25 protein-coding genes and 4 tRNA genes are annotated in these 25,410 nt (G+C 57.2%); 11 read left to right on the top strand and 18 right to left on the bottom strand.

Annotated features, from left to right (window positions below; translation table 11 throughout):
- Nucleotides 1-9 precede the first annotated feature (9 nt).
- Together purL and WC698_02175 are read left to right on the top strand one after the other, a co-directional pair.
- Nucleotides 10-2,508, top strand: coding sequence for a phosphoribosylformylglycinamidine synthase subunit PurL (gene purL, locus WC698_02170; protein ID MFA6039048.1), 2,499 nt, complete (start codon nucleotides 10-12; stop codon nucleotides 2,506-2,508).
- An 85-nt stretch (nucleotides 2,509-2,593) separates the two neighbouring features.
- Nucleotides 2,594-3,871 (top strand): S-layer homology domain-containing protein, encoded by a 1,278-nt coding sequence (locus tag WC698_02175; protein ID MFA6039049.1) that lies wholly within the window; start codon nucleotides 2,594-2,596, stop codon nucleotides 3,869-3,871.
- Between the two features lie 20 nt (nucleotides 3,872-3,891).
- Here WC698_02175 and WC698_02180 read toward each other — a convergent pair whose 3' ends face one another.
- Nucleotides 3,892-5,178, bottom strand: coding sequence for a cyanophycin synthetase (locus WC698_02180; GenBank protein MFA6039050.1), 1,287 nt, complete (start codon nucleotides 5,176-5,178; stop codon nucleotides 3,892-3,894).
- A gap of 42 nt (nucleotides 5,179-5,220) precedes the next feature.
- Here WC698_02180 and WC698_02185 point away from each other — a divergent pair, with 42 nt between their 5' ends.
- A complete protein-coding gene (locus WC698_02185) occupies nucleotides 5,221-5,667 on the top strand; it encodes a hypothetical protein (protein ID MFA6039051.1) in 447 nt (148 codons plus the stop codon).
- A gap of 345 nt (nucleotides 5,668-6,012) precedes the next feature.
- Here WC698_02185 and WC698_02190 read toward each other — a convergent pair.
- Nucleotides 6,013-6,089 (bottom strand) — tRNA-Met (locus WC698_02190).
- A 71-nt stretch (nucleotides 6,090-6,160) separates the two neighbouring features.
- Here WC698_02190 and rpmA point away from each other — a divergent pair.
- The gene (gene rpmA / locus WC698_02195; GenBank protein MFA6039052.1) at nucleotides 6,161-6,445 is read left to right on the top strand and encodes a 50S ribosomal protein L27; all 285 of its coding nucleotides are present in this window, start codon (nucleotides 6,161-6,163) and stop codon (nucleotides 6,443-6,445) included.
- 66 nt (nucleotides 6,446-6,511) lie between these two features.
- Nucleotides 6,512-7,207, top strand: coding sequence for a hypothetical protein (locus tag WC698_02200; GenBank protein ID MFA6039053.1), 696 nt, complete (start codon nucleotides 6,512-6,514; stop codon nucleotides 7,205-7,207).
- Here WC698_02200 and WC698_02205 read toward each other — a convergent pair whose 3' ends face one another.
- From WC698_02205 to WC698_02215, 3 genes are all read right to left on the bottom strand, one after another.
- Nucleotides 7,208-7,762 (bottom strand): 2'-5' RNA ligase family protein, encoded by a 555-nt coding sequence (locus tag WC698_02205; GenBank protein ID MFA6039054.1) that lies wholly within the window; start codon nucleotides 7,760-7,762, stop codon nucleotides 7,208-7,210.
- A gap of 236 nt (nucleotides 7,763-7,998) precedes the next feature.
- The gene (gene lepA / locus WC698_02210) at nucleotides 7,999-9,822 is read right to left on the bottom strand and encodes a translation elongation factor 4 (GenBank protein MFA6039055.1); all 1,824 of its coding nucleotides are present in this window, start codon (nucleotides 9,820-9,822) and stop codon (nucleotides 7,999-8,001) included.
- An 85-nt stretch (nucleotides 9,823-9,907) separates the two neighbouring features.
- Nucleotides 9,908-10,636 (bottom strand): queuosine precursor transporter, encoded by a 729-nt coding sequence (locus tag WC698_02215; GenBank protein MFA6039056.1) that lies wholly within the window; start codon nucleotides 10,634-10,636, stop codon nucleotides 9,908-9,910.
- Nucleotides 10,637-10,972: 336 nt separating this feature from the next.
- On the opposite strand from WC698_02215, the gene WC698_02220 reads away from it, so the two are divergent.
- A tRNA-Pro gene (locus WC698_02220) sits at nucleotides 10,973-11,049 on the top strand.
- A 127-nt stretch (nucleotides 11,050-11,176) separates the two neighbouring features.
- On the opposite strand, the gene WC698_02225 is transcribed toward WC698_02220, so the two are convergent.
- Entirely contained in the window at nucleotides 11,177-11,365 is a 189-nt protein-coding gene (locus WC698_02225) for a hypothetical protein (protein ID MFA6039057.1), read from the bottom strand.
- A gap of 113 nt (nucleotides 11,366-11,478) precedes the next feature.
- Between WC698_02225 and priA the strand changes: the two genes are divergently transcribed.
- Nucleotides 11,479-13,626 carry a primosomal protein N' gene (gene priA / locus WC698_02230; GenBank protein ID MFA6039058.1) on the top strand — a complete coding sequence of 716 codons (2,148 nt, stop codon included), beginning with the start codon at nucleotides 11,479-11,481 and terminating at the stop codon, nucleotides 13,624-13,626.
- Here the strand turns inward: priA and WC698_02235 are convergent.
- The 8 genes from WC698_02235 to WC698_02270 all read right to left on the bottom strand — a co-directional run bounded on the left by WC698_02235 (nucleotide 13,583) and on the right by WC698_02270 (nucleotide 18,647).
- Nucleotides 13,583-14,005, bottom strand: coding sequence for a hypothetical protein (locus tag WC698_02235; GenBank protein MFA6039059.1), 423 nt, complete (start codon nucleotides 14,003-14,005; stop codon nucleotides 13,583-13,585). The two genes, priA and WC698_02235, sit on opposite strands and share 44 nt — an antisense overlap.
- A gap of 20 nt (nucleotides 14,006-14,025) precedes the next feature.
- On the bottom strand, nucleotides 14,026-14,475 hold the full coding sequence (locus tag WC698_02240) for an RNA methyltransferase (protein MFA6039060.1): 450 nt from the start codon (nucleotides 14,473-14,475) through the stop codon (nucleotides 14,026-14,028).
- 2 nt (nucleotides 14,476-14,477) lie between these two features.
- A complete protein-coding gene (locus tag WC698_02245) occupies nucleotides 14,478-15,737 on the bottom strand; it encodes a phosphoribosylformylglycinamidine synthase subunit PurQ (protein ID MFA6039061.1) in 1,260 nt (419 codons plus the stop codon).
- Between the two features lie 147 nt (nucleotides 15,738-15,884).
- Nucleotides 15,885-16,427 (bottom strand): ribosome recycling factor, encoded by a 543-nt coding sequence (frr, locus tag WC698_02250; protein MFA6039062.1) that lies wholly within the window; start codon nucleotides 16,425-16,427, stop codon nucleotides 15,885-15,887.
- 24 nt (nucleotides 16,428-16,451) lie between these two features.
- Nucleotides 16,452-17,159 carry a UMP kinase gene (gene pyrH, locus WC698_02255; GenBank protein ID MFA6039063.1) on the bottom strand — a complete coding sequence of 236 codons (708 nt, stop codon included), beginning with the start codon at nucleotides 17,157-17,159 and terminating at the stop codon, nucleotides 16,452-16,454.
- A 66-nt stretch (nucleotides 17,160-17,225) separates the two neighbouring features.
- On the bottom strand, nucleotides 17,226-17,717 hold the full coding sequence (locus WC698_02260) for a hypothetical protein (GenBank protein ID MFA6039064.1): 492 nt from the start codon (nucleotides 17,715-17,717) through the stop codon (nucleotides 17,226-17,228).
- 89 nt (nucleotides 17,718-17,806) lie between these two features.
- Nucleotides 17,807-17,883: transfer RNA gene (locus WC698_02265), tRNA-Arg, on the bottom strand.
- Between the two features lie 95 nt (nucleotides 17,884-17,978).
- Nucleotides 17,979-18,647 (bottom strand): cupredoxin domain-containing protein, encoded by a 669-nt coding sequence (locus WC698_02270; protein MFA6039065.1) that lies wholly within the window; start codon nucleotides 18,645-18,647, stop codon nucleotides 17,979-17,981.
- 148 nt (nucleotides 18,648-18,795) lie between these two features.
- Here WC698_02270 and WC698_02275 point away from each other — a divergent pair, with 148 nt between their 5' ends.
- From WC698_02275 to pyk, 3 genes are all read left to right on the top strand, one after another.
- The gene (locus WC698_02275) at nucleotides 18,796-19,374 is read left to right on the top strand and encodes a Kazal-type serine protease inhibitor family protein (protein ID MFA6039066.1); all 579 of its coding nucleotides are present in this window, start codon (nucleotides 18,796-18,798) and stop codon (nucleotides 19,372-19,374) included.
- Between the two features lie 115 nt (nucleotides 19,375-19,489).
- Complete coding sequence (locus tag WC698_02280; GenBank protein MFA6039067.1) at nucleotides 19,490-20,518, top strand: S-layer homology domain-containing protein; 1,029 nt, start codon at nucleotides 19,490-19,492, stop codon at nucleotides 20,516-20,518.
- 61 nt (nucleotides 20,519-20,579) lie between these two features.
- Nucleotides 20,580-22,001 carry a pyruvate kinase gene (gene pyk, locus WC698_02285; GenBank protein MFA6039068.1) on the top strand — a complete coding sequence of 474 codons (1,422 nt, stop codon included), beginning with the start codon at nucleotides 20,580-20,582 and terminating at the stop codon, nucleotides 21,999-22,001.
- 7 nt (nucleotides 22,002-22,008) lie between these two features.
- Here the strand turns inward: pyk and WC698_02290 are convergent, their stop codons facing one another.
- Nucleotides 22,009-22,329 carry a hypothetical protein gene (locus WC698_02290; protein MFA6039069.1) on the bottom strand — a complete coding sequence of 107 codons (321 nt, stop codon included), beginning with the start codon at nucleotides 22,327-22,329 and terminating at the stop codon, nucleotides 22,009-22,011.
- Nucleotides 22,330-22,414: 85 nt separating this feature from the next.
- On the bottom strand, nucleotides 22,415-23,329 hold the full coding sequence (rsmH, locus tag WC698_02295; GenBank protein MFA6039070.1) for a 16S rRNA (cytosine(1402)-N(4))-methyltransferase RsmH: 915 nt from the start codon (nucleotides 23,327-23,329) through the stop codon (nucleotides 22,415-22,417).
- Nucleotides 23,330-23,484: 155 nt separating this feature from the next.
- Between rsmH and WC698_02300 the strand changes: the two genes are divergently transcribed.
- Nucleotides 23,485-24,003, top strand: a complete 519-nt coding sequence (locus WC698_02300; GenBank protein MFA6039071.1) for a L,D-transpeptidase — start codon at nucleotides 23,485-23,487, stop codon at nucleotides 24,001-24,003.
- 484 nt (nucleotides 24,004-24,487) lie between these two features.
- Here WC698_02300 and WC698_02305 read toward each other — a convergent pair.
- Both WC698_02305 and WC698_02310 read right to left on the bottom strand, forming a co-directional pair.
- Nucleotides 24,488-24,581, bottom strand: a tRNA-Ser gene (locus WC698_02305).
- Between the two features lie 44 nt (nucleotides 24,582-24,625).
- Nucleotides 24,626-25,375, bottom strand: a complete 750-nt coding sequence (locus WC698_02310) for a PD-(D/E)XK nuclease family protein (GenBank protein ID MFA6039072.1) — start codon at nucleotides 25,373-25,375, stop codon at nucleotides 24,626-24,628.
- Nucleotides 25,376-25,410 lie beyond the last annotated feature (35 nt).

The following is a 25,410-nucleotide window of genomic DNA, read 5'->3' on the forward strand; positions in this document are numbered from 1 at the left end:
ACTTCTCCCGTGAACTCTTCGGCCGCTTCATCGGCAGTACCGACGCTCGATTTCTCGTCCATGAGCGACGGAGAGGTGAAGACTGTATTGGCTAAATACCAAATAGGATTGACAGCTGATGAGGCACGCAAGGTCCAAGAGATGATCGGAAGACCTCCGAGTGTGGTCGAGGCTGTCATTTGGGGCATACAGGGGAGCGAACACTGCAGCTACAAATCCAGCAGAAGGTTCCTCAAGACCCTTCCTACGGAGGGGGAGCACGTCATCTTGGGGCCCAAAGAGGATGCGGGGATCGTTGCGCTCACGGACGGGCCTCCCGGAAAACGATGGGGAATCGTCATCAGCCACGAGTCGCACAACCATCCATCGCAGATCGTCCCCTACGAAGGCGCCGCGACGGGTATCGGCGGAACGGTGCGTGACGTGGCGTGTATGGGGGCGCGCGTGCTGGGAGCACTCGATTCCCTGCGGCTCGGCGACCTGAAGACGAGCGAATCCAAAACCATCGCCAAAGAAGTGGTGCGGGGCATAGCAGGGTACGGGAATCCGTTAGGAATCCCCAACCTGGGCGGGGACATCGTGTTCGATGCCGCCTACAACAGCAACTGTCTCGTGAACGCCATAGCCGTAGGCCTCGTGCGCGAGGACGAAATCATCCACAGCTACGTACCAAAGGAAGCCGCTGAGGTGGGGTACGATGTGATCATTGTGGGCAAGCCGACGGACCGCAGCGGATTCGGCGGTGCGGCGTTCGCGAGCGTCTCCATGGAGGAGGAGAAGAAGGACCAGAACAGCGGGGCGGTGCAGGAGCCAAACCCTTTCCTGGAACGCCATCTCCTGGCATCCACCTATGCGCTCTTCGACTGGATCGTCACAACGGGCAACCTGCCGCACGTCAGCTTCAAGGATCTGGGCGCGGGCGGCGTTGTATGCGCTTCCGTGGAACAGGTGGCGGGACCAGGATACGGCGCGGAGATCGATTTGGACCGTCTCCACGTGGCGGTTGAGGATCTTCCTTCCGAAGTCATCGCCTGTGCGGAAACGCAAGAGAGGTTCTGTTGGATGTGCCATCCCGACCTCACGCAGCGCATTCTCGACCACTACAACAAGGATTGGGACTTGCCCGCCATCGCTGAGAAAGCACGCGCAAGCGTCATCGGCAAAGTGACCGGGGACGGCGTCTACCGCGTGCGACACCGCGGCAGGGTGGTCTGCGAAGCTAAATCACGCGACATCACGTCCGGGCTTCTCTACAACAGGAAGACGGAGCAGAAAGTAGAAGTTCGCAAGGAACCTACGTTGAGTTGCGAAGGAGATGCCATAGGCGTGGAAGTGGAGGGAAAGATGCATACGACAAGCATCGGTGAAGTGTTCAAGGCGATGGTTGCGCACCCCAATTACGCCAGCAGATTCCCGGCCATTCTTCACTACGACAAGACCGTCATCGGGAATTCGGTTGTGGAAGCGGGTGAAGCGGACGCAGGGGTCATAGCGCCGCTGGGGAATCTTGAACACTATGTACAGGGAGGATCCCATACCGGTTGGGAAGTTTCGGAGAAGGATCGCAAACGCGGCGCGGCATTCTCCAGCGACGGGAACAGCCGCTACGGGCGCATATCACCCTACTGGCAGGGGGCGCTGGCGGCGCTGGAGAGCATGTGCAACGTCGCCGCCGTCGGCGCAACGCCCAGGGCCCTCACCGATTGCCTCAATTACGGAAACCCGGAGAAGCCGGCGGAATTGGGCGCACTGGAAGAAGGCGTACGGGGGATCGGCGACGCTGCGAGAGGCGTGGCCATCCGTGGTGCACCGGTACCCGTCATTTCGGGGAATGTGAGCCTGTACAACGATACACCCGATGGCGGACCCATACCTCCCAGCGCCATAGTGTGCTGCGTGGGGGTGGTGGAAGACGCGTCCAAAGCCGTATCCATGCAATGCACGAAGGAAGGTTCCCTCCTCCTCTACATCGGCGAGCCGAAGGACGAATGCGGCGGTTCGGCGTACTACCAAGTGCTGGAAGAAATCACCGGAGCGGCGCGTGACGTCCTCCTGGGCGCCCATGTGCCCAAGCCGGACTTTCCCGTAATCGGACGCATGATGGAATGCGTCAGGGACCTCATCGGTGGCGGTTCCGTTCGTTCCTGCCATGATGTGAGCGAAGGGGGCATGCTCCTCGCTTTGTTCGAAATGCTTCTCCCGAGGCGCAAGGTTTCGAGGGGATTCGGGGTCGAGGTTGAGTTGCATAACTTTCCGGGTTCACTGCGGACGGATACGCTCCTCTTTACGCAAACACCCGCTTTCATCATAGAGGTGGAACAGGAATTACGGGATGCAGTGGAACGGCTCTGCAAGGAACACAATGTCCCCGTCCACGCCCTGGGAACCGTGACGAATGACGGGACGATGCGCGTGCGGCATGGCGCGCTCACCCTGCAATGGGAAATGGCTGAGATGCACCGGATTTGGGAACAGGGGCTGATAAAAGCATGGGAAACGCAGCAGTGATCATTTCATACGATATTCCGTTCCTTGCATGCCCATTTACTAGGGCGCGCTTGCTTGTAAGGGGCAAGCACTGTGAAATGCCCCCATGATCCACCGCTCCACTGGCGCTTTTGCGCTTACTCTTTCTATCCTTCTCAGTACATCAGCGGCTGCACTGCCGGCATTCGCCGCCAGCGGCGACACGGTCCCGACAGGAATCATTACCATTGAACAAACACCCGTGTACGGCATCACGTGGAAATGGACATTGCTTAATACCGACCATGCTTCCTTCACCGGCAACAAGGAGACGGAGCAAGTGAACATACCCGCGGGTTCCTACACACTCTTCTTCGATTCGCCGAAAGGGTACACGACGGCCGTGCAATTGCTGCAGGGCGATACGGTCCTGCAGAAAGCGGAATCCCCCCAATTGACTTTCACCTACGACGGCAGTGCCTCTCTGCGCATCAAAGTCGCCTATACGTTGTTCTACAAAGGACAGGTGAACGTCGTCAGTACGCCGAAGGGCATACCGTTCGAGATGCGCGGCCCGAACTTGATTGTTCTCCCGGGCGTTACGCCGCAGTCGTTCCCCGATATGCCCATCGGGCAGTACAGCGTCCGGTATTTCCCCGAAGGCTGCACGGCCACCCCTCCTCGCTCCGACGAGCTCAAATACGAAAGCCGCGTGGACTTTTCCGTCACGTTGAGCTGTGACGGTGTGAAGGCGATGGAAGAGAAGCGCAGCGAGAGCACGAAGTTTGTGAATACCTCGGTGGGAGAAGACGTCATCGTCCTCCGGGATGTACCCACGGATGCATGGTTCGCCACGTACGTGAACAGTGTTGTCCGCCGCGGGATCATGGCGGGTTATAAGAATGATGACGGGTCGCCGAGCGACAGGTTCGGTCCGACGGAGCCCGTGACCCTCGCACAACTCGCGAAAATCGCCCATGAGATATCCGGATTGGATGAGTCGAGAACGACATCTTTTCCGGTGAATATGTCCGCGTACGGATGGATGCAGACCTACATCGCCTCCGCGGAAGCCAATGACTGGCTGGTATTCACCGACTCCGGCGCGGACGTGAACCGGCCGGCAACGCGCGGGGAAGTACTTGTCACGCTGCTCCAGGCGCTCGATATCCCGTTGAAATGGCCGCGCGGAAACATGTTCAGCGATGTCTACAGGAGGACGCCGTATGCAGGCGCCATTGAGACGGCGGCGGCGGCGGGGGTGGTTGCGGGGACTTTGGACAATACCGGAAAGCTCACGGGAGCGTTCGGCCCCGTCAATTCCGTCAACCGCGCGGAAATGGCCAAGATCGTCATGATGGCCATCGAGAAGTACAAGCTGAGCGTATCGGAAGTGGAAGAATGACATGCGCCCTTCACGCACTGCTACGTCTGGGTGTGCAAATCCAGCATTCTCGCCGCGAGCGACGTGATATTCCCCGCGCCCATGCAGAGGAGGATATCACCGGGCTTCAGGATCTTCCTGAGCATCCGCTCCGTCTCTTTCAACGACGTGCCGTTCCTCGCTTCCACGGAGCTCCGTGACGCTATGTCCTTCACGAATGCGTCCACGTCCACTTCCTTCGTCTCAATGTCTGTCCGCGCGACGTAGATATCCGGAATGATGACGCTATCCGCTCCGGCAAATGCCTTGGTGAATCCCTCGTACATTTTGAGAGTGCGGTCATGCGTGTGCGGCTGGAAGACCGTCACCAGTCGTCTCGAGGGATAGGCGCTCTTCATAGCAGCGATGGTTGCAGTAATCTCTTTCGGATGGTGTGCGTAGTCATCAACAATGAGAACACCGCCGGCCTCTCCCTTCACCTCCATACGCCGCCAAGTTCCCGCGAAGCCTGATAACGACTTTGTGGCTTCAGCATGCGGTATAGAAAGCACTTCCGCCAACGCCAGAACCAACTGCGCATTCTGCATCATGTGGAGGCCCGGGGTGTTGAGCGACGTCAACGGAAAGCTGTCGGCGTCCTGCACGGTCCTTCCCGCGCGCTGGACGACATCGGCGCAGTCCCGGTCACTCTTGTGCGTAATGACCATGCCGTCCTTGGGGAGCTTTTGTATGAATGCAACGAATGCCTGTTTATAATCGTCTTCAGACGCGTAGTAATCGAAGTGGTCACCGTCACAGTTCGTTAGGATGACGATGGAAGGGCTGTAGTGCATGAAGGACCTCCGGTACTCGCACGCTTCCACCAGGAACAAGCCGCTCTTTCCCTGACGCCAATTCCTTCCTCCGAGTTCACGCACTTTGGTCCCCACCACCACCGTGGGATCCAATCCTGCTTCCAACAGCACTCTTGCCGCCATGGCGGTGGTGGAAGACTTCCCGTGCGTGCCGCAAACGGCGATAGTCCTGCTGCCATCCTGTATTTCCGCAAGCGCTTCGGGATACGATTTCTGGGGTATCCCCAATGACGTCGCTTTCCGTCGTTCCGGAGCATCGGGGGGGATGGCTTCGGAGTAGACGAGCAGTTCGGCATCGGAAGGGAGCGCCTCCCCGCCTTGATCCAAAGACACCGGTATCCCCTGCTCACGCAGGTCCGCGATGAGCTCGCTCATGTTCCGGTCGCTGCCGGATACGTCATGCCCGGCGGCCTTCCGAAGGGAAGCGTATGCGCTAAGGCCTATGCCCCCGATTCCGCAGCAATGGATCCTCATAAATCACGTGCAGTATAGCCCATTAGCGCTACACTGTCCCCCGTGACCTACCGAGACTTGGAGCCGGTATCCAAGCAGCTCACGATTGTCGTGGGCCTTACGGTCGTGGGTTTCATGGCGTTCGGCCTTGCGCTTTCGTACTACAGGAATGTCCTGTTTGAAGTGACGCTTGAGAACATCCGCATGGAGAACGACAAGCTCCGGTCGAGGAACTCCTTGAGCCAATCGGATGTGGATTATTATCGATCCGCGCAATACAAGGACAAATATGCGAAGGAGAACTTGGGAAAGGTGAATGCGGGCGAAAAGCTGCTCATCCTCAATGAAAAGGTCACGGCACCCGCACTCGATGATGAGGGACAATTGACGGCAACGGAAAGGCAGGAAATTGAGTTCGAGGAACTCCTGAGGCAGATGCCCGTACTGGAGCACTGGAAACTCTACCTGTTCCACCCGGAGCGCATTGAGGAACTGAAGAGGGCGATGTAAGTATGATCTTATGAGTCGGTTGCCGTAGACGGTGGGAGAGTCACCAGCCGTTCTTTCTCAGGCTTTTTCCATTTCTTCACTTGGAATTCTCTTCTTCGTGATTCAGCAAGAGTCTTATACTGTTCATAATATATAATCTGTATCGGTTTCCTGCTTCGGGTATATTTCGCGCCTTTCCCGTTATTGTGTTGTTGTTCACGACGCAGCAGGTCTATGGCTGTACCACAGTACAATGATTGATCACAACACCGCGCGATATAAAAGTAGTATGGCATCAGTCCCAGTATAGCCTCTCGACGCGTCCGCCTTTGCAGACTCGCTCGGGGCACTCCATGTTGAATCGAATGGTTGCGGGGGTCGGATTTGAACCGACGACCTCGAGGTTATGAGCCTCGCGAGCTACCAGGCTGCTCCACCCCGCGTCAGTAAAGTCATTCTGACTGAATCTTTTTACTCTTGCAAGTAGACGGATCATGAGTAGAATGTGCAGGCTATGGCTCATAAAAAGGCCGGTGGGTCTACACAGAATGGCAGAGACAGCGTTGCGAAGCGCCGCGGCGTAAAGCGTTTTGGCGGGCAAAAGGTCAATGCAGGGGAGGTTTTGGTACGCCAGAAAGGCTATTGGTACCGCCCCGGACAGAACACGCATGTGGGCAACGATTGGACCATCCATGCTTCCGTGAACGGCGTGGTGCGTTTCCAGAAGAAGCGTGTGGCAAAGTTCAACGGGAACCGCGAGAAATGCACGGTGGTGTTCGTAGAGGCCGTCGTCGCGTGATGAAACCGATCATTGGGGGCCGTTCTTGCGTTTGTCGTGTTCAAGGAATTTCATTAGTATAGGCCCATGAGCGATTTCGGAGGTCCAGAATCGTTTGCACCGGGTGAGGGAGGCGGCAATGCCCCCGAGCAATTGAGCGAAGAAGCGAGGCAGAGGTTCGCAGCTTCCGCCGCCGCCATGAAAGCCATACAGAGGGAGGAGAAGCGCAGTCGCAAGAGGGATGACCGCGTCGCACGTACCATCATCCAATTTCTCAATGACGAGCGATATACCCACCTGTTCGTCCTCATTTCCCGTCTCGTTGCCAGGGATTGTCCTTCCATCTTCACCCTTGCCATCCTCTCTTTGATCAGTGACGAAAGCAAAACGGTGGTGCAAGATTACCTCAAGGAAACCGGGCAGAAGTCCGAGGCGGAGACCGTAGGGGATTCCCTACGGCTCACTAAGGGCGGGGAAATGGATGCCGCATCCCACGCACGCATCGTGGAGTGGATCACGCGCATGCAGATGGTTCTCTCCCTCGAAGCCGTTCCCATCCTCACGAGGCTCATGGTTGATGAACATACGATCGACGGGACGGTCCTCCAGCTCACCACCTTCGTCCTCCAGGATTTCTTTTCCGGAGACAGCAAGAAGAAGATCCCCTTCGAGAAACTGCATTCATTCACCGCAAGCGTGCTCCAGACGGTGTTCGAACCGTTCATGGATGCCGTGGAGAAGCGGGCATTCCGCAAGCCGACGGAGGAGAATGACCGGGAGTGATCACTGCGGCGAGAACGGGAAATCCTCCAAGGGTGTTTGATATCTCCCCTCAATTTCGGCGTACAAACGCAACAGGTTCACGTCCATGGTGAAGTTCGCGTCATCAACGCGCTTCATGAGTGCCTTCTTCACCACGCGGAAACGCTGCGGATGCCGAATGCGTGCCAGCGTGATGTGAGGCGAGAACGGCTGCGCGGAAGGCCATGGGCAGAGCTTGCGCAGACGCGCCAGTTCCTCCGAGAAAGGGACGGCGAGGAACAGCACGCGGTCATCGCCACGGGCACCGAATGTTTGAGCGCCTTGCACCTTGAGCGTAAACGGCGAGGCCTTGCGTGCTATGTCTTCCGATTGCCTGAGAATTCGTCCGTACTCGATCTCCATCACTTCCGGCCAGAATTGGAGCGTGAGATGCGGGGATTGGGGGTTTTGGAACGCCAAGACTTCTTCCCAGGGCTTGAGTTCTTCCTGCAAGGCCTGGAAGAGCCACTTCTCTTTTCCTTCTAGAGGAAGGGCGAGAAACGCAGATTGTAGTGGATAATTGTAACCTTGAAGCATTCTGCATACTATACTACACTTCCTTTCCATGGAAAACATGCTTCCTCCAGACGCAAATGAATCTCTGGATGTTCAGACTACTTTTTGGAACATCCTTATTCGCTATGGAGGCGATTCACGGGAAGTTGGAAGCTATCTCATACAATTGGAACGTGACACACTATATGAACTATTAGAGAATCACAGTAATAGAATTCCAGAAGCGTAATAATGAGATGATGATAATGGCCACGATGCTATCTCTTGAGGACGGCTAAGAACGCCTCCTGGGTCAGGGTCACCTTCCCCATTTTCTTCATGCGCTTCTTGCCCTTCTTTTGCTTCTCCAGAAGCTTCTTCTTGCGGCTCACGTCCCCTCCGTACAGGTATCCCGTCACGTCTTTACGAAAGGCGGAAACCGTCTCCCGTGCCACGATCTTCCCACCGATCGCCGCCTGTATGGGAATGGGGAATTGCTGCTTAGGCACCACTTCCTTGAGCTGTTTGCATATGATGCCACCCACGGAATGAGCCTCGGACCTGTGGACTATAGTCGAGAGGGCATCGGCAGGTTCACCCAGGAGGAGGATGCTGAGCTTCACCAGTTCGCCGGAGCGGTTGCCGATGTGTTCGTAGCTCATGGAAGCATACCCGGCGGTGGCGGACTTCATGCGGTCGAAGAAATCCAGAACGATGCTCTGGAGCGGCACTTCGAAGTGCAGGATCGCCCTGTCTTCGATGTACTCCGTGTTCAAGTACACGCCGCGCCTGTCCCCCGCCAGTGTCATGCAGGCGCCCACGTCCTGCTTCCTGCACACAATTTCCATTTTCACCCAAGGCTCTCGTATCTCATCGATCAACGCGGCATCGGGAAAGTCCGCCGGGTTGCTGATGGAAGCAACGGAAGGCTCGTCCGGCTTGAGGAGGCTCGCGCGCACGTATTCCGCCGGGTTCTTGGCACGCAGTTTGACCTCGTAGAGAACGCTTGGCGCCGTTATCACCAGGTCGCAATCGTGCTCCCGTTCCAATCGTTCCTGGATGATGTCCATATGCAGCAAACCCAGGAAGCCGCAGCGGAAACCGTTGCCGAGAGCGGAATTGCGCTCCGGCTCCATTTGGAGCGCCGCATCGTTGAGGGAGAGCTTCTCCAGTGCCTCGCGCAGCCTGGAGTACTCATCCGCTTCGGTGGGGTAGAGTCCGGCGAAGACCATGGGTTGTACGTGCTTATAACCCGGCAAAGCCTTGGATTCGGAGGAGAGCGCAATGGTGTCACCCACGCGCACCTGGTTCACATCCTTGAGTCCGGTGACGATGTACCCGATCTGCCCCACGGAGAGAGAGTCGTCCGAAACGTACTTGGGGGCGAAGTGGCCAACGTCCAATACTTCGAAGACGGTCTTCGTCTGCAAGCAATGCGCTTTCTGCTTTTTCTCGAACAGCCCTTCCACCACCCGAACGTAGGCGACTGCTCCGCGGTAGGTATCCATGATGGCATCGAAGATCAATGCACGGGTGTTCTGACCGTTCTCCGTCGGGAGGCCGCTCTCGCGAGGCTTCGGCGTCCTCTCAATCACCGCATCCAGGACCTCGTTCACTCCCCTGCCCTCTTTTGCGGAGATGAGGAGGATGTCCTTCTTCTCGCATCCGAGGAGCTTGCGCACTTCTTCGGTGACGCGTTCGGGATCCGCGGCGGGGAGATCGATCTTGTTTAGAACGGGGATGATGGTGAGGTTGTGCTCCATGGCCATGTAGAGCACGGCGAGCGTCTGCGCTTGTATGCCTTGCGTGGCGTCCACAAGGAGAATGGCCCCTTCGCACGCAGCCAAAGAACGGCTCACCTCGTAGCGGAAGTCGGTATGCCCCGGCGTATCAATCAGGTTCAGCTCGAAGCCTTTGTACTGCATGCGGACAGGCTGCAGCTTGATGGTGATGCCACGCTCGCGCTCCAGGTCCATCATGTCCAGAAGTTGCTCCTTCATTTCGCGCTTCTGGACCGTCCCCGTGCACTCGATCATGCGGTCGGAGAGCGTCGATTTTCCATGGTCAATGTGCGCAATGATGCAAAAGTTCCTGATGTTCATGTATGTCAAGGATAGCGCATATTCAAGCGAATGGCGATATTCTCTTTCTCCGGCTATTCATGTGAATTCCCTTCATCTGTAGGAATCACGAACGTGAATCAACAGATGCAGGGAAACTGAAAGGGGTGAAAGTCGTTGTCTTGTCATAATAGTCTTCCTTTTCCTTGCGTTTGAGCAACGAGACAAGGCGGTACGTGAGAGGCGTGAACAGGACTTCGATGGCAACTTTGAAGACGTAGTTTGCAATCACAAGGTTCCAGAACAGTGACCACGGAAACACGCCGAAGAACGTCGCTATGGCTATGAACGCAGCCGTATCAATCCCCTGCCCCACCAACGTGGAGCCGATCGTCCTCATCCACAAGTGGCGCCCCTCCATCCGCACTTTCATCTTCGCAAGGATGACGGAATTGCTGAATGCACCGAAGAAGTATGCGACGAGGCTCGCAATGATGATCCCTCCGCTGCTCACGCCGCCGAGGATCGAAATGTACGCCGCATCACCTGCGTACTGCTGCCACTGTGCTTCCCCCGGCAGCGCGGAGAGGATCCAGAACACGGCACTCATCGCGGCGGTGGCCGCAAAGCCGACCCAAATGACGCGCCGCGCACGCTTGAAGCCGTAGACTTCGGTAAGGATATCGCCGAAGATGTAACTCAAGGGAAAGAGGAGCGTCCCTCCGTCGAACGAAAGCCGGAGGCCGTAGAGGGAAACACCCCAATCCACGATCTTCGCGGATGAGGCGATGTTGCTCACGAGGAGCACCGCGACGAACGCGGCCATGACGAGATCGAAGTAACGGTAGGACTTCATAGGTTGATGATACTGCAGTTAAAGAAAGACCGCTTCGTTTTGCGAAGCGGCTCTCTTCTCTTCCTATCCCTACCGTAACACAATGAATTGCGACGCGTAAGTACAACTCCCTTGATGAATCTTCTTTCTGTTTCGTGAATAAAATGGAGAGGAAGAACGACAAATTATGCGTTCACACACGAATATTCCCGAGTGACCTGTTCATGGCGCAGAAGCCGCAGTATCCTGGCTCACACGGGGCGTAGCTCCCGTCTTCGCTCCTCACTTCGTTCGGAGCTTCGCCGTGGCAGGCAGTTGGCTGTTCATTCGAACTCTGTCACAGTATTGACCTCATGTCGGGGCGTAGCTCAGTTGGCTAGAGTGCCTGCTTTGGGAGCAGGAGGTCGCCAGTTCGAGTCTGGCCGCCCCGACCATTGGGAGTAATCACCGTGGGGGCGCGTACTGCTGTGCTTTTACCCATTGCACATATCAACCTATACAAAGAAAAGGCTACCCATCGAGGAGCAGCCTTTGGGTGAGATTTGCTCTCACCCGCGCCGATCACAGCGAGGCGGTGTGAAGGACAGTGGCTGTCCCGCACACCACCACAGCAACCCCGCCCAGGATCACCGACGCTAGCAAAAGCTTCGTGTGCGTATTGGCAGGATCCAACGCACTACGCAAATTGAAGCCGAGCAGGAATGCGTTGACGACGGTGAGGGCTAAGCTCACCCAAATGATCGAATCCATGGAACACCTCCTTTAAAGGAACAGTTGATCGACAATGACAATGATACAATAGTATGGTCTAGAAATTATAGTATTTCATTTAAACAGGTGTACGACTGTACATCATCCATCTTATGGAGCACAATCCTCAACGAATGTTCTGCACCGTCGTCACTTCTTCGCGGTCATCGGGCATCGGCAACGGCCTCACGTATGAATCGCAGGGCAAAGAGGTACTGGGCTCCGCCGTGCGCGTCCCCCTCCGCAACAAGATGGTGGAAGGGATCATTGTGGAGGTGAAGAAAGAACAGGAACAGAAGGAATACGATATGCGGAAGATAGAGGAGATTTTGGACGTAAATCCACTCCTCACGGAAGCGCAGATCAAGACGGCGCAGTGGATGGCGCAGTACTACATCACAACACTCCGGCAAGCGCTGAGCGTGTGGATCCCTCCTCCCCCCTGGTCTCGCGTGCTCCCCAAGGAACTCATCGGGTATAAGCCCGGTTCCGTCCCCTTGGATGTGCTCCGTGGCAAGCGTCAAATGGTCATCGCCGAATATGTGATGGGGAAGGACTGGGTGTCCCAGGAAGAGCTGCGACGTGCAGTGGGAGCCGCCCCCGAGATGCTCCGTCAACTAAAGAAGAAAGGCGTGATCATCGAGGAACGCAGGAGGGAAGCGCCAGCCGAGCCACATCCCGCTCCCATCAACGAGATGCCTTCCCTCACGCCGGCGCAGGAAGCCGCCGTGGAATTCATACAGAAGGATGACCGCCCCGCACTCCTCTTCGGCGTCACGGGCAGCGGGAAGACGGAGATTTACGCGCAGTTGATAGCACAAGCGATTCGCGACGGAAAACAGGCCATTCTCTTGGTGCCGGAAATCCTCCTCACGGAGCACTCCATCGCTCGGTTCGAACGCCTGCTCAAGCGGGAAGCGATTTCCGTCATCCACAGCAAGCTGACACAGAAAGCGCGCAGGGATGAGTGGAAACGCATACGGAGCGGCGCCGTTTCTTTGGTCATCGGTTCGCGGAGCGCGCTCTTCGCCCCCGTGCGGAAGCCGGGGTGCATCATCCTGGATGAGGAGCATGAATGGACATACAAGAACGAGCAGACGCCGCGTTACCACGCGCGTGATACGGCGGAAGTCTTGGCAAGGAACAACGGTGCGAAGCTTGTACTGGGTTCCGCGACACCCTCGTTGGAATCCTGGGCAAGGGCGAAGAACGGCGCGTACAACCTCGTGCGACTTCCACTGCGGTTCCAGGACCAACCCATGCCCACGGTGCGTGTTGTCGATTTGGCGGACGTGAAGTTCGGAAAGCTGTATCCCTTCACTCCCCCTCTCATCGAAGCCATCGGCGAAAGGCTCAAGCGCGGCGAGCAGAGCGTCCTCTTCCTCAACAGGCGCGGCATCGCCAGTGCACTGCTCTGCCTCAAATGCAGACGGCGCGTGGTGTGCGCGGAATCACAGCTCCCCTTCACCGTCCACAACACGTCGCACGGAAGGCCGTACCTCATGGACCACTCCACGGGCATCATTGCGGAAGTGCCGGCCGTATGCCCGCACTGCGCGAGCACGGAACTCAAGGCCGTAGGTGCGGGGACACAGAGGATAGAAGCAATCCTGCAGTCACTGTTCCCTCAGGCGCGTCTCATCCGTGCCGACAGGGATACCATGCAGGACCCCGTGGAAATGCGCGCCATACTGAGCGCGATGCGCGAAAGAAAGGCGGATATCCTTCTGGGAACGCAAGCAGTGGTCAAGGGGCTCGACCTGCCGGGCGTGACGCTTGCGGCTGTCCTGCTGGCCGATCTCGGGCTTTCGCTGCCGCACTTCCGCGCCGGCGAACGCGTATTCCAACTCCTCACGCAGCTCACGGGAAGGAGCGGAAGGGCGCTTCCCGGCGAAGTGATCATCCAAACGTTCCGTCCCGATTCACCCGAAGTGCTTGCTGCATCAAAGCACGAGACGGAGAAGTACCTCAATGACGAGCTCAAGCTGCGTATCTACGGTGAATATCCCCCCGCGGCGGACATGATCCGTTTTCTCGTGAGAACGAACGGTGCGGAACGACGCGCAAAGAGGCTCTTCGCGGAGGTGCAGAAAGCGATCGCCGAGGAGCGCTGTGAGGCGAAAGTGTACGTTTCACCCACGTTCTTCGGCGGTAACAGGGAATGGCATGTCCTCGTACGCGGCTCCTCCCTGCGACCTCTCCTGCGCCATGTGGACCTCACGGACGTGTCTGTTGACGTGGATCCGATGGAGACGCTGTAGAGCCGGACACAGCGAGTGCGCAAACAACCGCTTCACGGATGGACCGCAGCATTTCTTCCTGTTCATCCAATGGGGGGGCATCCCTTCCCAGTCTATGGATACAATCTTCCGAAAAGAAATAACAACGATCGAATAGTATCTTCCCGCCGCCGATGATGGCATTGCTGAGCGCTTCCACCGCCGGTGCGTCCACGGGATGACGCAAGGCCAAGCCGAGGTGACACCTCACTGCTTCGATGAGTTGTCCATGACGGGTGGTGTTCTGCGCCAGGAGGGTGCAGAGCTCTTCATGTGCTCGAAATGTCAGGAACTTCAGCAGCACACCTCTCTCATAATCGGCCCGTATGTCTTCCCGGGGATCGAAGAATTCGATTCTCATTCCGGCAGTATCCCCAGCCGTTACCGTATTGTAAAGAGGGCTATACCCGCTGCCACTGCAACATTCAGCGATTCCTTCTTCCCCAGCATCGGTATCTTCGTCACTTGGTCGCACAGCGTAAGGATCTCCGGCGGTACACCCGTGAGTTCATGCCCCACGATAAGGCACACGTTCTGCGGCGCTTTCAACTCCCCCAGGTCAACGGCATCCGGGGTAATCTCCAACGCGAGGAGATGCCACCCTTCCGCTTGCAAGCCTTTGAGGATAGGAATGGGGTCTTTCGCGGATTCCCACGGAACGAACTCCTCCGCACCCAAGGCGGTCTTCGTGATTTCCTTCCGCGGAGGCGTTCCCGTGTAACCGGTAAGGTAGATCTTTTCCACGCCGAAAGCATCGCACGTGCGGAAGAAGGAACCGACGTTCCAGAGGGAACGGACGTTGTACGCCAGCAGTCTGATGCGACGGCCCATGTTCAAGCGAGGAGCATCAGCTCGCCGGCGTGCGGATTGCAGAACACTTCAAGGAGCTTCCGTGACGTGAGATCGTGCTCTCCCACGCCCTCGAGTCCGTAACAGACGCCGCTCATGCCGTTCTTGCCAAGGCCGCCTGCGCCCGTATCCGGCCTGTCGCGACGTAAGAGAAGCGAACCTGTCAGCACGTGACTCCTGACGTCATCGGTGAGCCGTTCTTCCCCCTTCGCCGCGTTGTTCCACCTGTAGAGGACGCCGCCCCGGCGTACGAACGCACGTTCCTTGTTCGGATTGTAGACGGAGAGGTCGGAGAGGATGTCCTGCGGTTTTACATCATGGCCGCGGAAGTACTTCCACTGTTTGAGACGCAGGTGCGGAGCGAACTTCTTCGCCGTCTGCTCCACCGTCCTCTCTTCGTTGTTCACAATGACGGTATCAATGAAGATTTCCACGCCGCCGGGTACCTGCGTTAGAAGTTCCATCTTTGCGTCTGCAGACGAAGCGTGATGCACGCGGCTCAGGGGACCCCTTTTCGCCTCGATCCACATGCGCATGGAATCGAAGTATGGCTTGCCGTTGGGCGTCCTCTCCGGATGCGGCATAAGCGCGATGACGTTGCCAGCAGGGTTGCATATGCCCGCCGCGCCGAACTGTGATCCGTTGGGAGTGATGGCGACTTCTTCCGAAGAATGGCCTTGCGCGTCGCAGTAGGAAAACGCCAACTGGTTGTTCTTCTTCAGTTCCGCCATCACGTCTTTGTCCGCGGTGACGAAGCGCCCTTCAGCGTGCGCGATAGGGAGGTGCATGGCGCCTCCCCAACCGCTCGTCGCGCAGCGGTCCTTTGCGCAGGTCGGCGTCATCCACACCCATTCGCTCAAGAATCCGGGTGACGTGAATCCCCCATCCGCCTTGACGGCGTTGCGTGCAAGGCTCATGCGCAGACCGTTGTCCAAGGGCACCATGCCGCTCTCCACGAGCACTTGCGCACCGTTGCAGTTGCCGATCACCACTTTGCCCTCTTCCGCCTCCCGACCGATGAAGTCCATGAGCGGGTCCCGCGCCGCCACCATGCCGGAACGGCCGCGGTCCTCGTAGGAAAAGCCTCCCACAAGGAAGTACCCGTCCGCATCCCTTAGCTTCGCGCGGTCATCGTTCCAACGGAAGTACAGCGGCTCCATGTCGCTCTGCGCAATGGCGCGCAGTGATTCGTATTCGCAGTTATTGCCAGGAAAGGAAACGACGGCGATGCGTGGCTTCTTCATGGTGGCATTATAACATAGGAGTATTTGAACGGTTGTTTATCCCATTTTCAAGAAGAGCCCGAGGATTCCGAAGATTCCGAGGAATGTCAGGAATAGGCACCAGTCTTCCAGATGCAGACGCTCCTCGGAATCTTCGGCAACCTCCTGTCATATCTTCATAAGCTCATCCTCCTTCTTCTTCGCCGCATCCGCGATCTTTGCATTGGCATCGTCAACGGCGTGCTGGAGAGCTTCGAGCTGTGTTTCCTTCACATCCTCATCCTTCTCCGTCTTGAGGAGGTCGTGGACCGCCTGCCGGTGCTTCCGAAGAACGATACGCGCATCTTCCGCAAGCGTGTTGACGATCTTCTTCAAGTTGGTGCGTCGCTCCTCCGTCATGGGGGGGAGGGTGAGGCGGATGACCACGCCGTCGTTGACGGGTGAGGAGCCAGTATCCACCTGCCGCAGCGCCTTCTCCACGCTCGCGAGGACCGAACGGTCCCACGGCTGTATCATGATGGTGCGCGCATCCTGGACGGTGATTCCGGCCACCGACTTGAGAGGCTGTTTGACACCGTATGCATCCACTTCCACGTGTTCCACAAGGGCGGCGTTCGCGCGTCCGGTCTGCAACTTGGAAAACTCCATCTTGAGGTGCTGCAAAACCTTGTCCGCTTCGGCATGGAAAGATGCTATGCGTTGATCAGCCATGGAAGATGGGGGAAGGAAGGAGAATCACGCGTGGACGATGGTGCCGATCTTCTCACCCTTGGCGGCCTTGAGCAAGGAACCCCTCTTGAGGAAGTTGAAGACGACGATGGGCAGCTTCTGCTCCTGGCACAGGCTGAAGGCAGCCTGGTCCATCACGCCCAAGCGCTTCTCGATCACTTCCCGGTACGACACCTCCTCAAACAATTTGGCCTTGGGGTTCTTGCGCGGGTCATCGTCGTACACGCCGTCCACGTTCGTCGCCTTGAGGAGGACGTCGCAGGTGAGTTCGGAGGCGCGCAGCGCGGCTGCGGAATCTGTTGTGAAGTAGGGGTTGCCTGTTCCCCCCGCGCAGATAACGATCCTCCCCTTCTCCAGGTGTCTCAGGGCGCGTCGGCGGATGAAAGGTTCCGCCATTTGTGGAACGTCTATGGCGGAGAGGACGCGTGTTTCCGCACCGAGGGCCTCGAGAGCGGCTTGAAGCGCGACGCTGTTCATGATGGTCGCCAGCATGCCCATGGCGTCGCTCGCCGTCCGTTCAATCGCCGTTTCCTTGGTGTCCCGGAACCGCCAGATGTTCCCCCCTCCTACGACGATCACGGTCTGCACCTTCAATGTCGCCACTGCAACGATCTGAGCGGCTATGTCGTCGAGAGTGGGTTTGTGGATACCGAAATCACGTTCGCCGGAGAAGACTTCCCCGGAGAGCTTGAGCATGATGCGCTTGTAGGTCATCCCCCACAGGATAGAGATTCCACGGACGTACGCCAAGGGGTGTTCGTGGCTTCCGAAACCTCCCGCCTACGCGGGATAGCGCCGGTTCCCGTCCCCATGATCATCGTCCCCGGGGGGACCTTTCTCCTGCGGCCCCGGGCTCTTTGCGGCCCGTACGGCGGAAGAAACGGACTCCACAGTCTGTTTCCATGCGTCTCGAACGGTCATCTCACCGCGCGATAGAGGACCGACGATGGGGACGTCTCTCCATTGTCCCTGTGCGGCGTGCAGGAAGCCCAGGACCATGCCCGCGAAGAGGATGAGTTCTATGACCGGACCGATGACGGGGACGAACCATGCGGCCACTGCAAGGCCGAAGAGGATCATCGCTTGTTTGCTATGGTAACGGATGAAGGCCGAATCCTTCGCTTTGAGGAGGTAGACGACCACGGACATGATGTAGATGTAACTGAAGGCGGCGAGGTCCTTGTTCATCTCCACATCCTGCGCAACGCGGGGAATGTGCAGTGTTTCGGGGGTATAGCCGTCTTCCTCCTCCATGGGGCGTCGTTCAGTCATGGACATACCATAGCAAATAGATGTGTCCGTGCAGAGGATTGTCCGGAAATACGGATGTAAGTATGAGGTGTACGGTTGCCTCGAAATGATGGTACCCCGGACAGGAATCGAACCTGTGACCCGCAGCTTAGAAGGCTGCTGCTCTATCCAACTGAGCTACCGGGGCATTGCCACTATTTTACCACGGATGCCCGAGATGATCCCATCCAATGCAAAAAGGGCAAGGCCGCCCTTGCCCTTCTGCGTTGATGGGGAAAGAAATCACTTCGTCACTACGACCGATCCCGTCATGGTCGGATGGAAGGCGCAGTGGTACGCATATGATCCCGTAGCGGTAAAGGTGTAGGAGTACGTTTCACCTTTCGTCATCACGCCGCTCAGAGGCCCTTGCTGTCCCTGGTTTCGCGTGACGGTATGCGGGACATTGGATTCCTCATTATTTTTCCATGTCACCTGGGTACCGATCTTCACCGTCAAGCGCGCAGGCGTGTACGCGTGGTTCCTGAGCGACACGTTCATCACTTGCATGCCGGTCCCGGTGCTCACGCTGCTGCTCGAAGAACTGCTTGAAGAACTGCTGGAAGACGAGCTGCTCGAAAGGGAACTGCTCGAGGAGCTCGAAGACTGTGAGGAACTGACGCTGCTGGCGGAGGAGCTCATCATACTGCTGCTGGAACCGGATGAAGGCCACTGCCGGTCACGCCAAGCTTCATGATCTTCCTGGTACACTTCCCAAAAGCACCAACGGTACAATCGGAGTCGTCCCAACCCAGACCTACTTCCGCGGTCCTGGAAGCGCGTATTCGACTCGTTCATGCGTATGCAGGTGTCTATGCGGGTACCGAACGTCGGCGGCTGGGCGGCCATTACTCCTCCGACAGCCATCAGACCTGCAATGGCACCGAGGAGAATCGTCATGCTCTTCTTCATAGTGAAAGGAGAAAGGAATGAATAAGCCTCCCTTGTAGACGTTCTGGTACAATGGTTCTTACTCGACAGCGGAAAGAGCCCGTATGGCCGTACGTCTCCCATGATGCTTCCCCTTTCCACACCTGTTATGCCAACACGTTCGACAGCAATGGCAATACCGTTTATGCTCTTCCTCGCCCTCGCCGGCGCCCTGTGGTGGGAGATGCCGTCCAAATCTCCCGTCTACGCGCAGACGAGCAACCTCCAGATCTGTTCTCAGAATGCGGTGATCGAACGCACAAACGGCTTCGTGGGTGCGTACAACAGGTACCATGAGGAGATGCAGCAAGCGTTCTTTAACCGACGCGATGCGGAAGTGCAGGCATGGAACAACCCGGACATCAAACAGCGCAACAAAGACCTAAAACGCGCCGCTTCCGATTTTACGCATGCGTACAACGGTATATCGTCACGTCTCAGTTCCACGAAGAGAGACGTATGGAACACCTACTATCGTGCAATGAATGACTGCAAATATGCCAATCGCTCGTCAAGGAGCAGCAGATGGTATTCCTCCAGCCGTTCATCCGTTACATCCTCTTCCTCCTCACGTGTGGGATGCTTCTGCACGCTCCAGTACGATCCCGTTTGCGGCTCGGACATAAAGACGTATGGAAACTTCTGCCAAGCGCACTGTGCCGGAGTCACCATTTTGCATGAAGGGAAGTGCGGCGAGCAGGGATACTAAATGCCACCGAGGACGCCGTAAGGCGTGGTTGTTGCCCTCCACGGTCAATGCAGGGAATCCGTGTGCATGGACGGCGACGCTGCACTATACTGCTCGCCGCTTCCGTCCCACGCCCATGAATCTCAGACACAGCATTTTCACGTGGCGATACGCCGTACTCGCAACCTTTCTGCTCCTCATCCGCGCGGCGGCTGCCGGCGCGCAAGCATTCAGTGACGTGCCGAAGAACGATGTCATCTACGATGCCGTCGTCTATTTGAAAGACCGTGGGATCATCAACGGCTTCCCCGACGGCACGTACCGTTCCGATGCAAAGGTGACGCGTGCGGAAGCCTTGAAAATGATTGTCACTGCAAAGGGCATCACGCCTGATGACGTGAAGAAGTACACGTCCACGCCGTTCACGGATGTTCCCAAAGGAACATGGTTCCTCCCCTACGTGGAATGGGGGCGGAAGGATCTTTCGATCATTGACGGGCCGCCCAAAGCGCAGGAGTTCCATCCCAACCGTACGGTGCAGAAAGTGGAATTCCTCAAGATGCTGTTCCTTGCGCAGGGCATGGATGCGGCTGCGAACGCGGATGTGAAGCTCCCTCTTTCCATCGACGTATCGGACGTGAACGCGTGGTACTACCCGCACATGCGGCTTGCGCTCTCCTCCTCGACGACCGCTCCCGGCAAGAACGGTTACCTCTCCCCGGACCGTGCTCTGACGCGCGGTGACGTCGCCTTGCTCCTCCACCGCTTGCTCCTCTATAAGGAAGGACGACGGACGCAGGATTTGCTCTCACAGATAGAAACGGAGGCGATCACGATTGTGAGCGCCTTGAACGCCAAGAACATCCGGACCGCCGAATACGCTTCCGTCCGCGCGCTCCTCTACGCCCGCGGCGCCAAGGCCGTCGTTCCGGACGAGCCCATCGTCGGCGCGGCGCTGAAGGTTACGGAAGGTTTCCGTGCGCTCGTCCGCGGTTACGGCGCGCAGTCGGAGAAGAAATATGACGATGCGCTGAAGTTGTACCAGGACGCATGGAACATCGGGAAGACGGCGATGGCTCTCAGTTCATCCGCGAAAACATACGCAACGGGCATACAGAAAAGCGCTCAACAGCTGGCGAACGACGTGCGCGCCCTCAAGAAGTAACCATTGCAAATACTCGCCGGAAATGCCATAATAGTAAGAGCTGAGACTTCATTCCTTCCGCATGCGGTTCACAAAAATCATCTGCACCCTCGGCCCCGCCACCAGCACGAAGGAGGACGTGCGAAAGCTCGTGAGTGCGGGCATGAATATTGCGCGCATCAACCTCTCCCACGGAACGCTGGAACAGCATTTGAAGACGATCAAACTGCTGAAGGAGATCAACGGGGAATTGAAGAGGAAAGAGGGAACCCGCTGCATCGGCATTCTCCTGGATACGAAAGGCGCGGAGATCCGTACGGGGGACGTGAAGGAGAAGGTGGCGGTTGAGAAAGGTGAGGAAGTGGTGTTTTCCCCCAAGCCGCTCCCCAAGGAGAAGCGGACGGTTGTCATCGTCAATCACGAACGCTTCGACAAGGACGTCGCTGAAGCGGAATGCATTCTCATCGACAACGGCTTGATACGCTTCGACATCCTGGAGGCCAGGCCCGACGGATCAGTACTTGCGCGGTCGCAGGAGGACGGGGCCATCGGCTCACGCCGGCACGTCAACCTGCCCGGCGCCAACCTCAGCATGCCGTCCGTGACGCACAAGGACTGGGAGGACATCGCCTTCGCGGCCAAGGAAGACGTGGACTTCCTCGCACTCTCGTTCATACGCGAAGCGAAGGAAATCCATGAAGTGCGGGGTTTCCTGGAAGCGCACGGCGCGCGGATCGGACTCATTTCCAAGATCGAGACGCGCCAGGCCATCAAGAACATCAAGGAGATCGTCGAAGCCTCCGACGGCATCATGGTGGCTCGCGGCGACCTTGGCGTGGAAGTCCCCTTCGAATCCGTGCCGGCCATACAAGACGACATCGTGGAGGAGGCGCGCCTCGCCGGTAAACCGGTGATCGTGGCCACGCACATGCTGGAGAGCATGATCGACCAGCCCATGCCGACGCGCGCCGAAGTGACGGATATCGCACACGCCGCCACCACGCGCACGGACGCCACCATGCTCTCGGGAGAGACGGCGAGCGGCGAGTTCCCCTACGCATCGGTGGAGGCCATGGACCGGGTTCTCCAAGCCACGGAAGAGCACATCCTGCTCCCCGCCCCCATGCTGGAAGCCACCTCCCATACGGAACGCGAAGCCCGGGCGCACGCGGCCGTGACGCTCGCCGTCACCACACGCGCCACCGCGCTCTTCGTGATGACGAAAAGCGGGAAGACGGCGGTGGACCTCGCCAGGTTCCGTCCCAACATTCCCATCATTGCCTTTACGGACAGCGAAGCGACGCAACGAAAGCTGCAACTCTCGTACGGCGTGAACCCCGTCTTTATCCCCTTCAGCACGGACCCCGAACGGACGGTGAAGGCCGCCATGGATGAGGCGAAGCACTTGGGCATGCTGGAGAAAGGCAACCACGTCGTGTTGGTTTCGGATACCAAGGCGGGTGATTCCTCCATCAATACCATCCAGATGCGTTCCATCTCTTGAACAGGTCTCACTCCGGCAATGACGTGAGAGGCTTCTCCACCGTAATGTAGCGCGGCTTCGTAGCGACGGACATGGTGTGGATCTGTTGCTCTTGCTGCAAGTGATTCAGCGATTGCGCTTCCGCTATCTGCATGTTGAGCACTTCCTGTTCCAGGAGGAGCATGCTCCTTTCGCGTTCCAGGCCGCGCAGCTCATAGCCTTTCGTCGCGGTCGCATTCTCGTGGAAGAGGATGAGAAGCGCGAGACCGAGAATGAGCGCCCCGATGGACACCATGAGCAGCACCGTGCTCTGCGAGACCATTCTCCCCAACGAAAGTCTGCGTGGCATATCTTCCTTCTGTGATTTCGATAACAGGGGGAACACGGGAGTACATGGTAGCAGAACGTTCCCGTTCCGTGTACTCGTCACCACCTCATTCATTTCGACGTATCGCCCTGAACTTGGCACTGCGTGCCCGCGGATTGGACTTCTGTTCTTCTGCGGAAGGGACCACCGCCTTCTTCGTGAGCAAGATAAAGGGCGCGGCGGCTGTATCTGCCCCAGTAATGTCATCCTTCTCCGTCGTACAGAGCGCGCGGAAAGCATTTTTGACCATGCGGTCCTCGAGCGAATGGTAACTGATCACTCCCATGCGCCCGCCGGGTGCGAGGAGCGGCGGTGCGGCCTTCAGGAACTCTGCCAGTGCGCCGAGCTCGTCATTGACCGCGATGCGCAATGCTTGGAACGCCTGAGGAAGGATGGAAGGGGCACGGAAGCCGTAGAGCCGCTCGATGAGTGCCCGAAATTCAGCAGTCGTTCGTATCGCTTTGCCATGCCGTACATCGTGGTACAGGACGCTCGCAAGCCGCCCGCTTCCTCTCATTTCCCCAAAGGCCTGGAAGATATGCTTCAATTCTTCCTGTGGCGCCGTTGCAATCAAAGCGGCAGCCGTCTGTCCCTGAGTTCGGTCAAAGCGCAAATCGAGAGGCGCATCCGCACGGAATGTGAATCCCCTGCTTGGGTCATCGAAATGCGGAGAGCTCACTCCCAAGTCGGCGAAGATGACGTCGAGCATCGGCAATCCCATCGACGCGATGCCACGGAAGTTCCCTTGAATACACGTCACATTCCCCGCAACCTGCGCAAGGCGCTTGCCTGCTTCTTCGAGATTCAGTGCATCCGCATCCACGCCGTAGAGGTGTCCCTGTGCCCCTATCCGTCCCAGGAAGGCCTGTGCATGCCCTCCCAGGCCCAATGTGGCGTCCAGGACCTTCTCCCCTTCCTGCGGCGATAGGAAGGTGAAGAGGGGGCTTGTTTCACCCGTGAGGAGGACGGGTATATGGGGCATATGGGGCGGTTCCATCGAATCCAATTATACTGCCTTATACGCACTGTTTACACAGAGATAATGGGTGTTCGAACGAGCACCTTCATACCTTGACTAGAGTGGACATATCAGTAGAGTAGTACGCTTTGTTACGCAAAGCTTGTTTCACTGTAGGCGTGTTCCTGTTCTGCGCACTGCCGGTGCGCGCACAGGCACAGGAACGTCTGTCACTGGGCGAGTGGATGCCCTGGGCGGGCGACCGCTTGATGGTGGATACGAAGACCAATTCAGGGTACCTGGTGCATACGGATGGTTCCTACATCGAGTTTCCCGTCGCTACCGGACAGCGGCGGACCGTACATTACATCGGATTGACGTATTTCGCCGCCACGCCTGAGAGGACTTGGAGCGCAGAGACATTGGAGAACAAAGGGAAGTCCGTCACCTTCGGACCTACGGGTAGGTTCATCCGGCTTTTCCACAAAGATGAGAGGACAAGCTACGGCATCCACGGCCACCGCGACATCGCACAGATGCTGGAGAGCGACAAGAGGTACTACAGCATGGGATGCATTCTTGTCGGCGAAGAAATACTCAACATCATCGAGACGACATACAATGAACTCGGCGGTTTTGAAGTGATCACCGTACACAAGAAGCCGTTGCCGGAATTCTCACGGCAGAAGTCTTCCTGATTTCTCTTCCGGTTTCGATAAAGGGCGCAGCAGATTTACTGCGCCCTAATGCACGTTGCGAAACTGATTAACCACCTTTCGGTGGCTTGAGAAATTCAAACCACAAACACAAGCTGCAAAACACGGTAAGTAAAGCGCTAAATAGCACCAGATTAAGCAGCAAGGCAGCAGTGATGAATCCCCTTAAGGAAGAATCGTTTGTAGGCAGAGTACTGAAGGCACAGAAACAAACGATGGTACCTACTAATCCGCTGGCAACGGATATCACATAACCTGCTACAAGCCAGCTCTTTGATGCTCTTGACATAATATTCCTCCATACCTTGTTTTGAATGAACAACGTGCTGCCGCCGGATCGTTTTATCACTGTGTGTGATCGACCATTGGCTAAATATACAGTAAATCTATAAACCAGCTCTGTCAACCGTACAATCCTGTGTCAACGGGATATGAGAGATTTGTCTTAACGGTCTGATACCCGTGATGGCGGAGAGGGAGGGATTCGAACCCTCGATACGAGTTTTAGCCCGTATACCTCATTAGCAGTGAGGTGCTTTCGGCCACTCAGCCACCTCTCCGCGGCACTGCGGTGAGTATACGAGAAGCCAAAGGCCCTTTCCAGCTATTCTTCCTTCTCCCATTCCCCCGCAGCCCCCCGGTACATGCACCACTCGCACTCCGGATGCGAAGGGGGAAGGGATTCCCTTTCCAGGCACAGACGCGCCTCATGGAGCGCCTCCTTTACCCAGGAATCGTCACCGTCATGGGGGAGGATGACCGTGCTGAATTCCAGCTTGCCGCCGAATGACTCCTTCCCCTTATCCGCGTTCACGTAAAAGAAGAAGGCCGTGTTGCTCATGGGAAGGTCATTGGCGCGCAGGAGCCACTGGTACATTTCCACCTGCCTCTTGTACCCCTCCTTCCACTGCCCATCGAGCGACACGGAGCCTTCCGTGCTTGTGGACTTGTAATCCACCACGTGCACTTCCCCGTCCGAGTTGAGCCAAATGTCGTCCACGGCACCGAAGAAGAGAAAGTGTGAATCCGGATCCTCATATCGCACCCCCCTGCGGTTATCCCTCCATTCCTCGAGGGACGGGTGCTGCATGGGCACGGCCTCAATGCCGAACTTCATCATCAGGGGATGCGCCTCCCCGCGCCGTCGGTAGCTGTCGAATTCCCTTTTGAGCAAGGCATCCACGGCATTGTTGAGGGAGAAGGCGGGCATGGAAGGCTGGGAGATCCCCAGCCGACGATCCAAGTAGAAGCAGCGTGGGCACCGGAGAAACATTTCCAACTTGCTCCGGCTGAGTTTGTAGGACCCCGTTGAGGAAGGGTCGTAGAGGTTCCGCGTGCGTGTACCGTTTGCCATGGGTCTATTGTAGGACCAAAGCCGTGCGCCCGGAA

The organism is Candidatus Peribacteraceae bacterium (assembly GCA_041661065.1).
Taxonomy (GTDB): domain Bacteria; phylum Patescibacteriota; class Gracilibacteria; order Peribacterales; family Peribacteraceae; genus CAIKAD01.

What these genes read in the sequence shown, in the direction of transcription:
- WC698_02175 (MFA6039049.1), top strand. Translation starts at nt 2,594, where the DNA reads ATGATCCACCGCTCCACTGGCGCTTTTGCGCTTACTCTTTCTATCCTT.
- WC698_02180 (MFA6039050.1), bottom strand. Translation starts at nt 5,178, where the DNA reads ATGAGGATCCATTGCTGCGGAATCGGGGGCATAGGCCTTAGCGCATAC.
- rpmA (MFA6039052.1), top strand. Translation starts at nt 6,161, where the DNA reads ATGGCTCATAAAAAGGCCGGTGGGTCTACACAGAATGGCAGAGACAGC.
- WC698_02200 (MFA6039053.1), top strand. Translation starts at nt 6,512, where the DNA reads ATGAGCGATTTCGGAGGTCCAGAATCGTTTGCACCGGGTGAGGGAGGC.
- WC698_02205 (MFA6039054.1), bottom strand. Translation starts at nt 7,762, where the DNA reads ATGCTTCAAGGTTACAATTATCCACTACAATCTGCGTTTCTCGCCCTT.
- lepA (MFA6039055.1), bottom strand. Translation starts at nt 9,822, where the DNA reads ATGAACATCAGGAACTTTTGCATCATTGCGCACATTGACCATGGAAAA.
- WC698_02215 (MFA6039056.1), bottom strand. Translation starts at nt 10,636, where the DNA reads ATGAAGTCCTACCGTTACTTCGATCTCGTCATGGCCGCGTTCGTCGCG.
- WC698_02225 (MFA6039057.1), bottom strand. Translation starts at nt 11,365, where the DNA reads ATGGATTCGATCATTTGGGTGAGCTTAGCCCTCACCGTCGTCAACGCA.
- priA (MFA6039058.1), top strand. Translation starts at nt 11,479, where the DNA reads ATGGAGCACAATCCTCAACGAATGTTCTGCACCGTCGTCACTTCTTCG.
- WC698_02235 (MFA6039059.1), bottom strand. Translation starts at nt 14,005, where the DNA reads ATGAGAATCGAATTCTTCGATCCCCGGGAAGACATACGGGCCGATTAT.
- WC698_02240 (MFA6039060.1), bottom strand. Translation starts at nt 14,475, where the DNA reads ATGGGCCGTCGCATCAGACTGCTGGCGTACAACGTCCGTTCCCTCTGG.
- WC698_02245 (MFA6039061.1), bottom strand. Translation starts at nt 15,737, where the DNA reads ATGAAGAAGCCACGCATCGCCGTCGTTTCCTTTCCTGGCAATAACTGC.
- frr (MFA6039062.1), bottom strand. Translation starts at nt 16,427, where the DNA reads ATGGCTGATCAACGCATAGCATCTTTCCATGCCGAAGCGGACAAGGTT.
- pyrH (MFA6039063.1), bottom strand. Translation starts at nt 17,159, where the DNA reads ATGACCTACAAGCGCATCATGCTCAAGCTCTCCGGGGAAGTCTTCTCC.
- WC698_02260 (MFA6039064.1), bottom strand. Translation starts at nt 17,717, where the DNA reads ATGACTGAACGACGCCCCATGGAGGAGGAAGACGGCTATACCCCCGAA.
- WC698_02270 (MFA6039065.1), bottom strand. Translation starts at nt 18,647, where the DNA reads ATGAAGAAGAGCATGACGATTCTCCTCGGTGCCATTGCAGGTCTGATG.
- WC698_02275 (MFA6039066.1), top strand. Translation starts at nt 18,796, where the DNA reads ATGGCAATACCGTTTATGCTCTTCCTCGCCCTCGCCGGCGCCCTGTGG.
- WC698_02280 (MFA6039067.1), top strand. Translation starts at nt 19,490, where the DNA reads ATGAATCTCAGACACAGCATTTTCACGTGGCGATACGCCGTACTCGCA.
- pyk (MFA6039068.1), top strand. Translation starts at nt 20,580, where the DNA reads ATGCGGTTCACAAAAATCATCTGCACCCTCGGCCCCGCCACCAGCACG.
- WC698_02290 (MFA6039069.1), bottom strand. Translation starts at nt 22,329, where the DNA reads ATGCCACGCAGACTTTCGTTGGGGAGAATGGTCTCGCAGAGCACGGTG.
- rsmH (MFA6039070.1), bottom strand. Translation starts at nt 23,329, where the DNA reads ATGCCCCATATACCCGTCCTCCTCACGGGTGAAACAAGCCCCCTCTTC.
- WC698_02310 (MFA6039072.1), bottom strand. Translation starts at nt 25,375, where the DNA reads ATGGCAAACGGTACACGCACGCGGAACCTCTACGACCCTTCCTCAACG.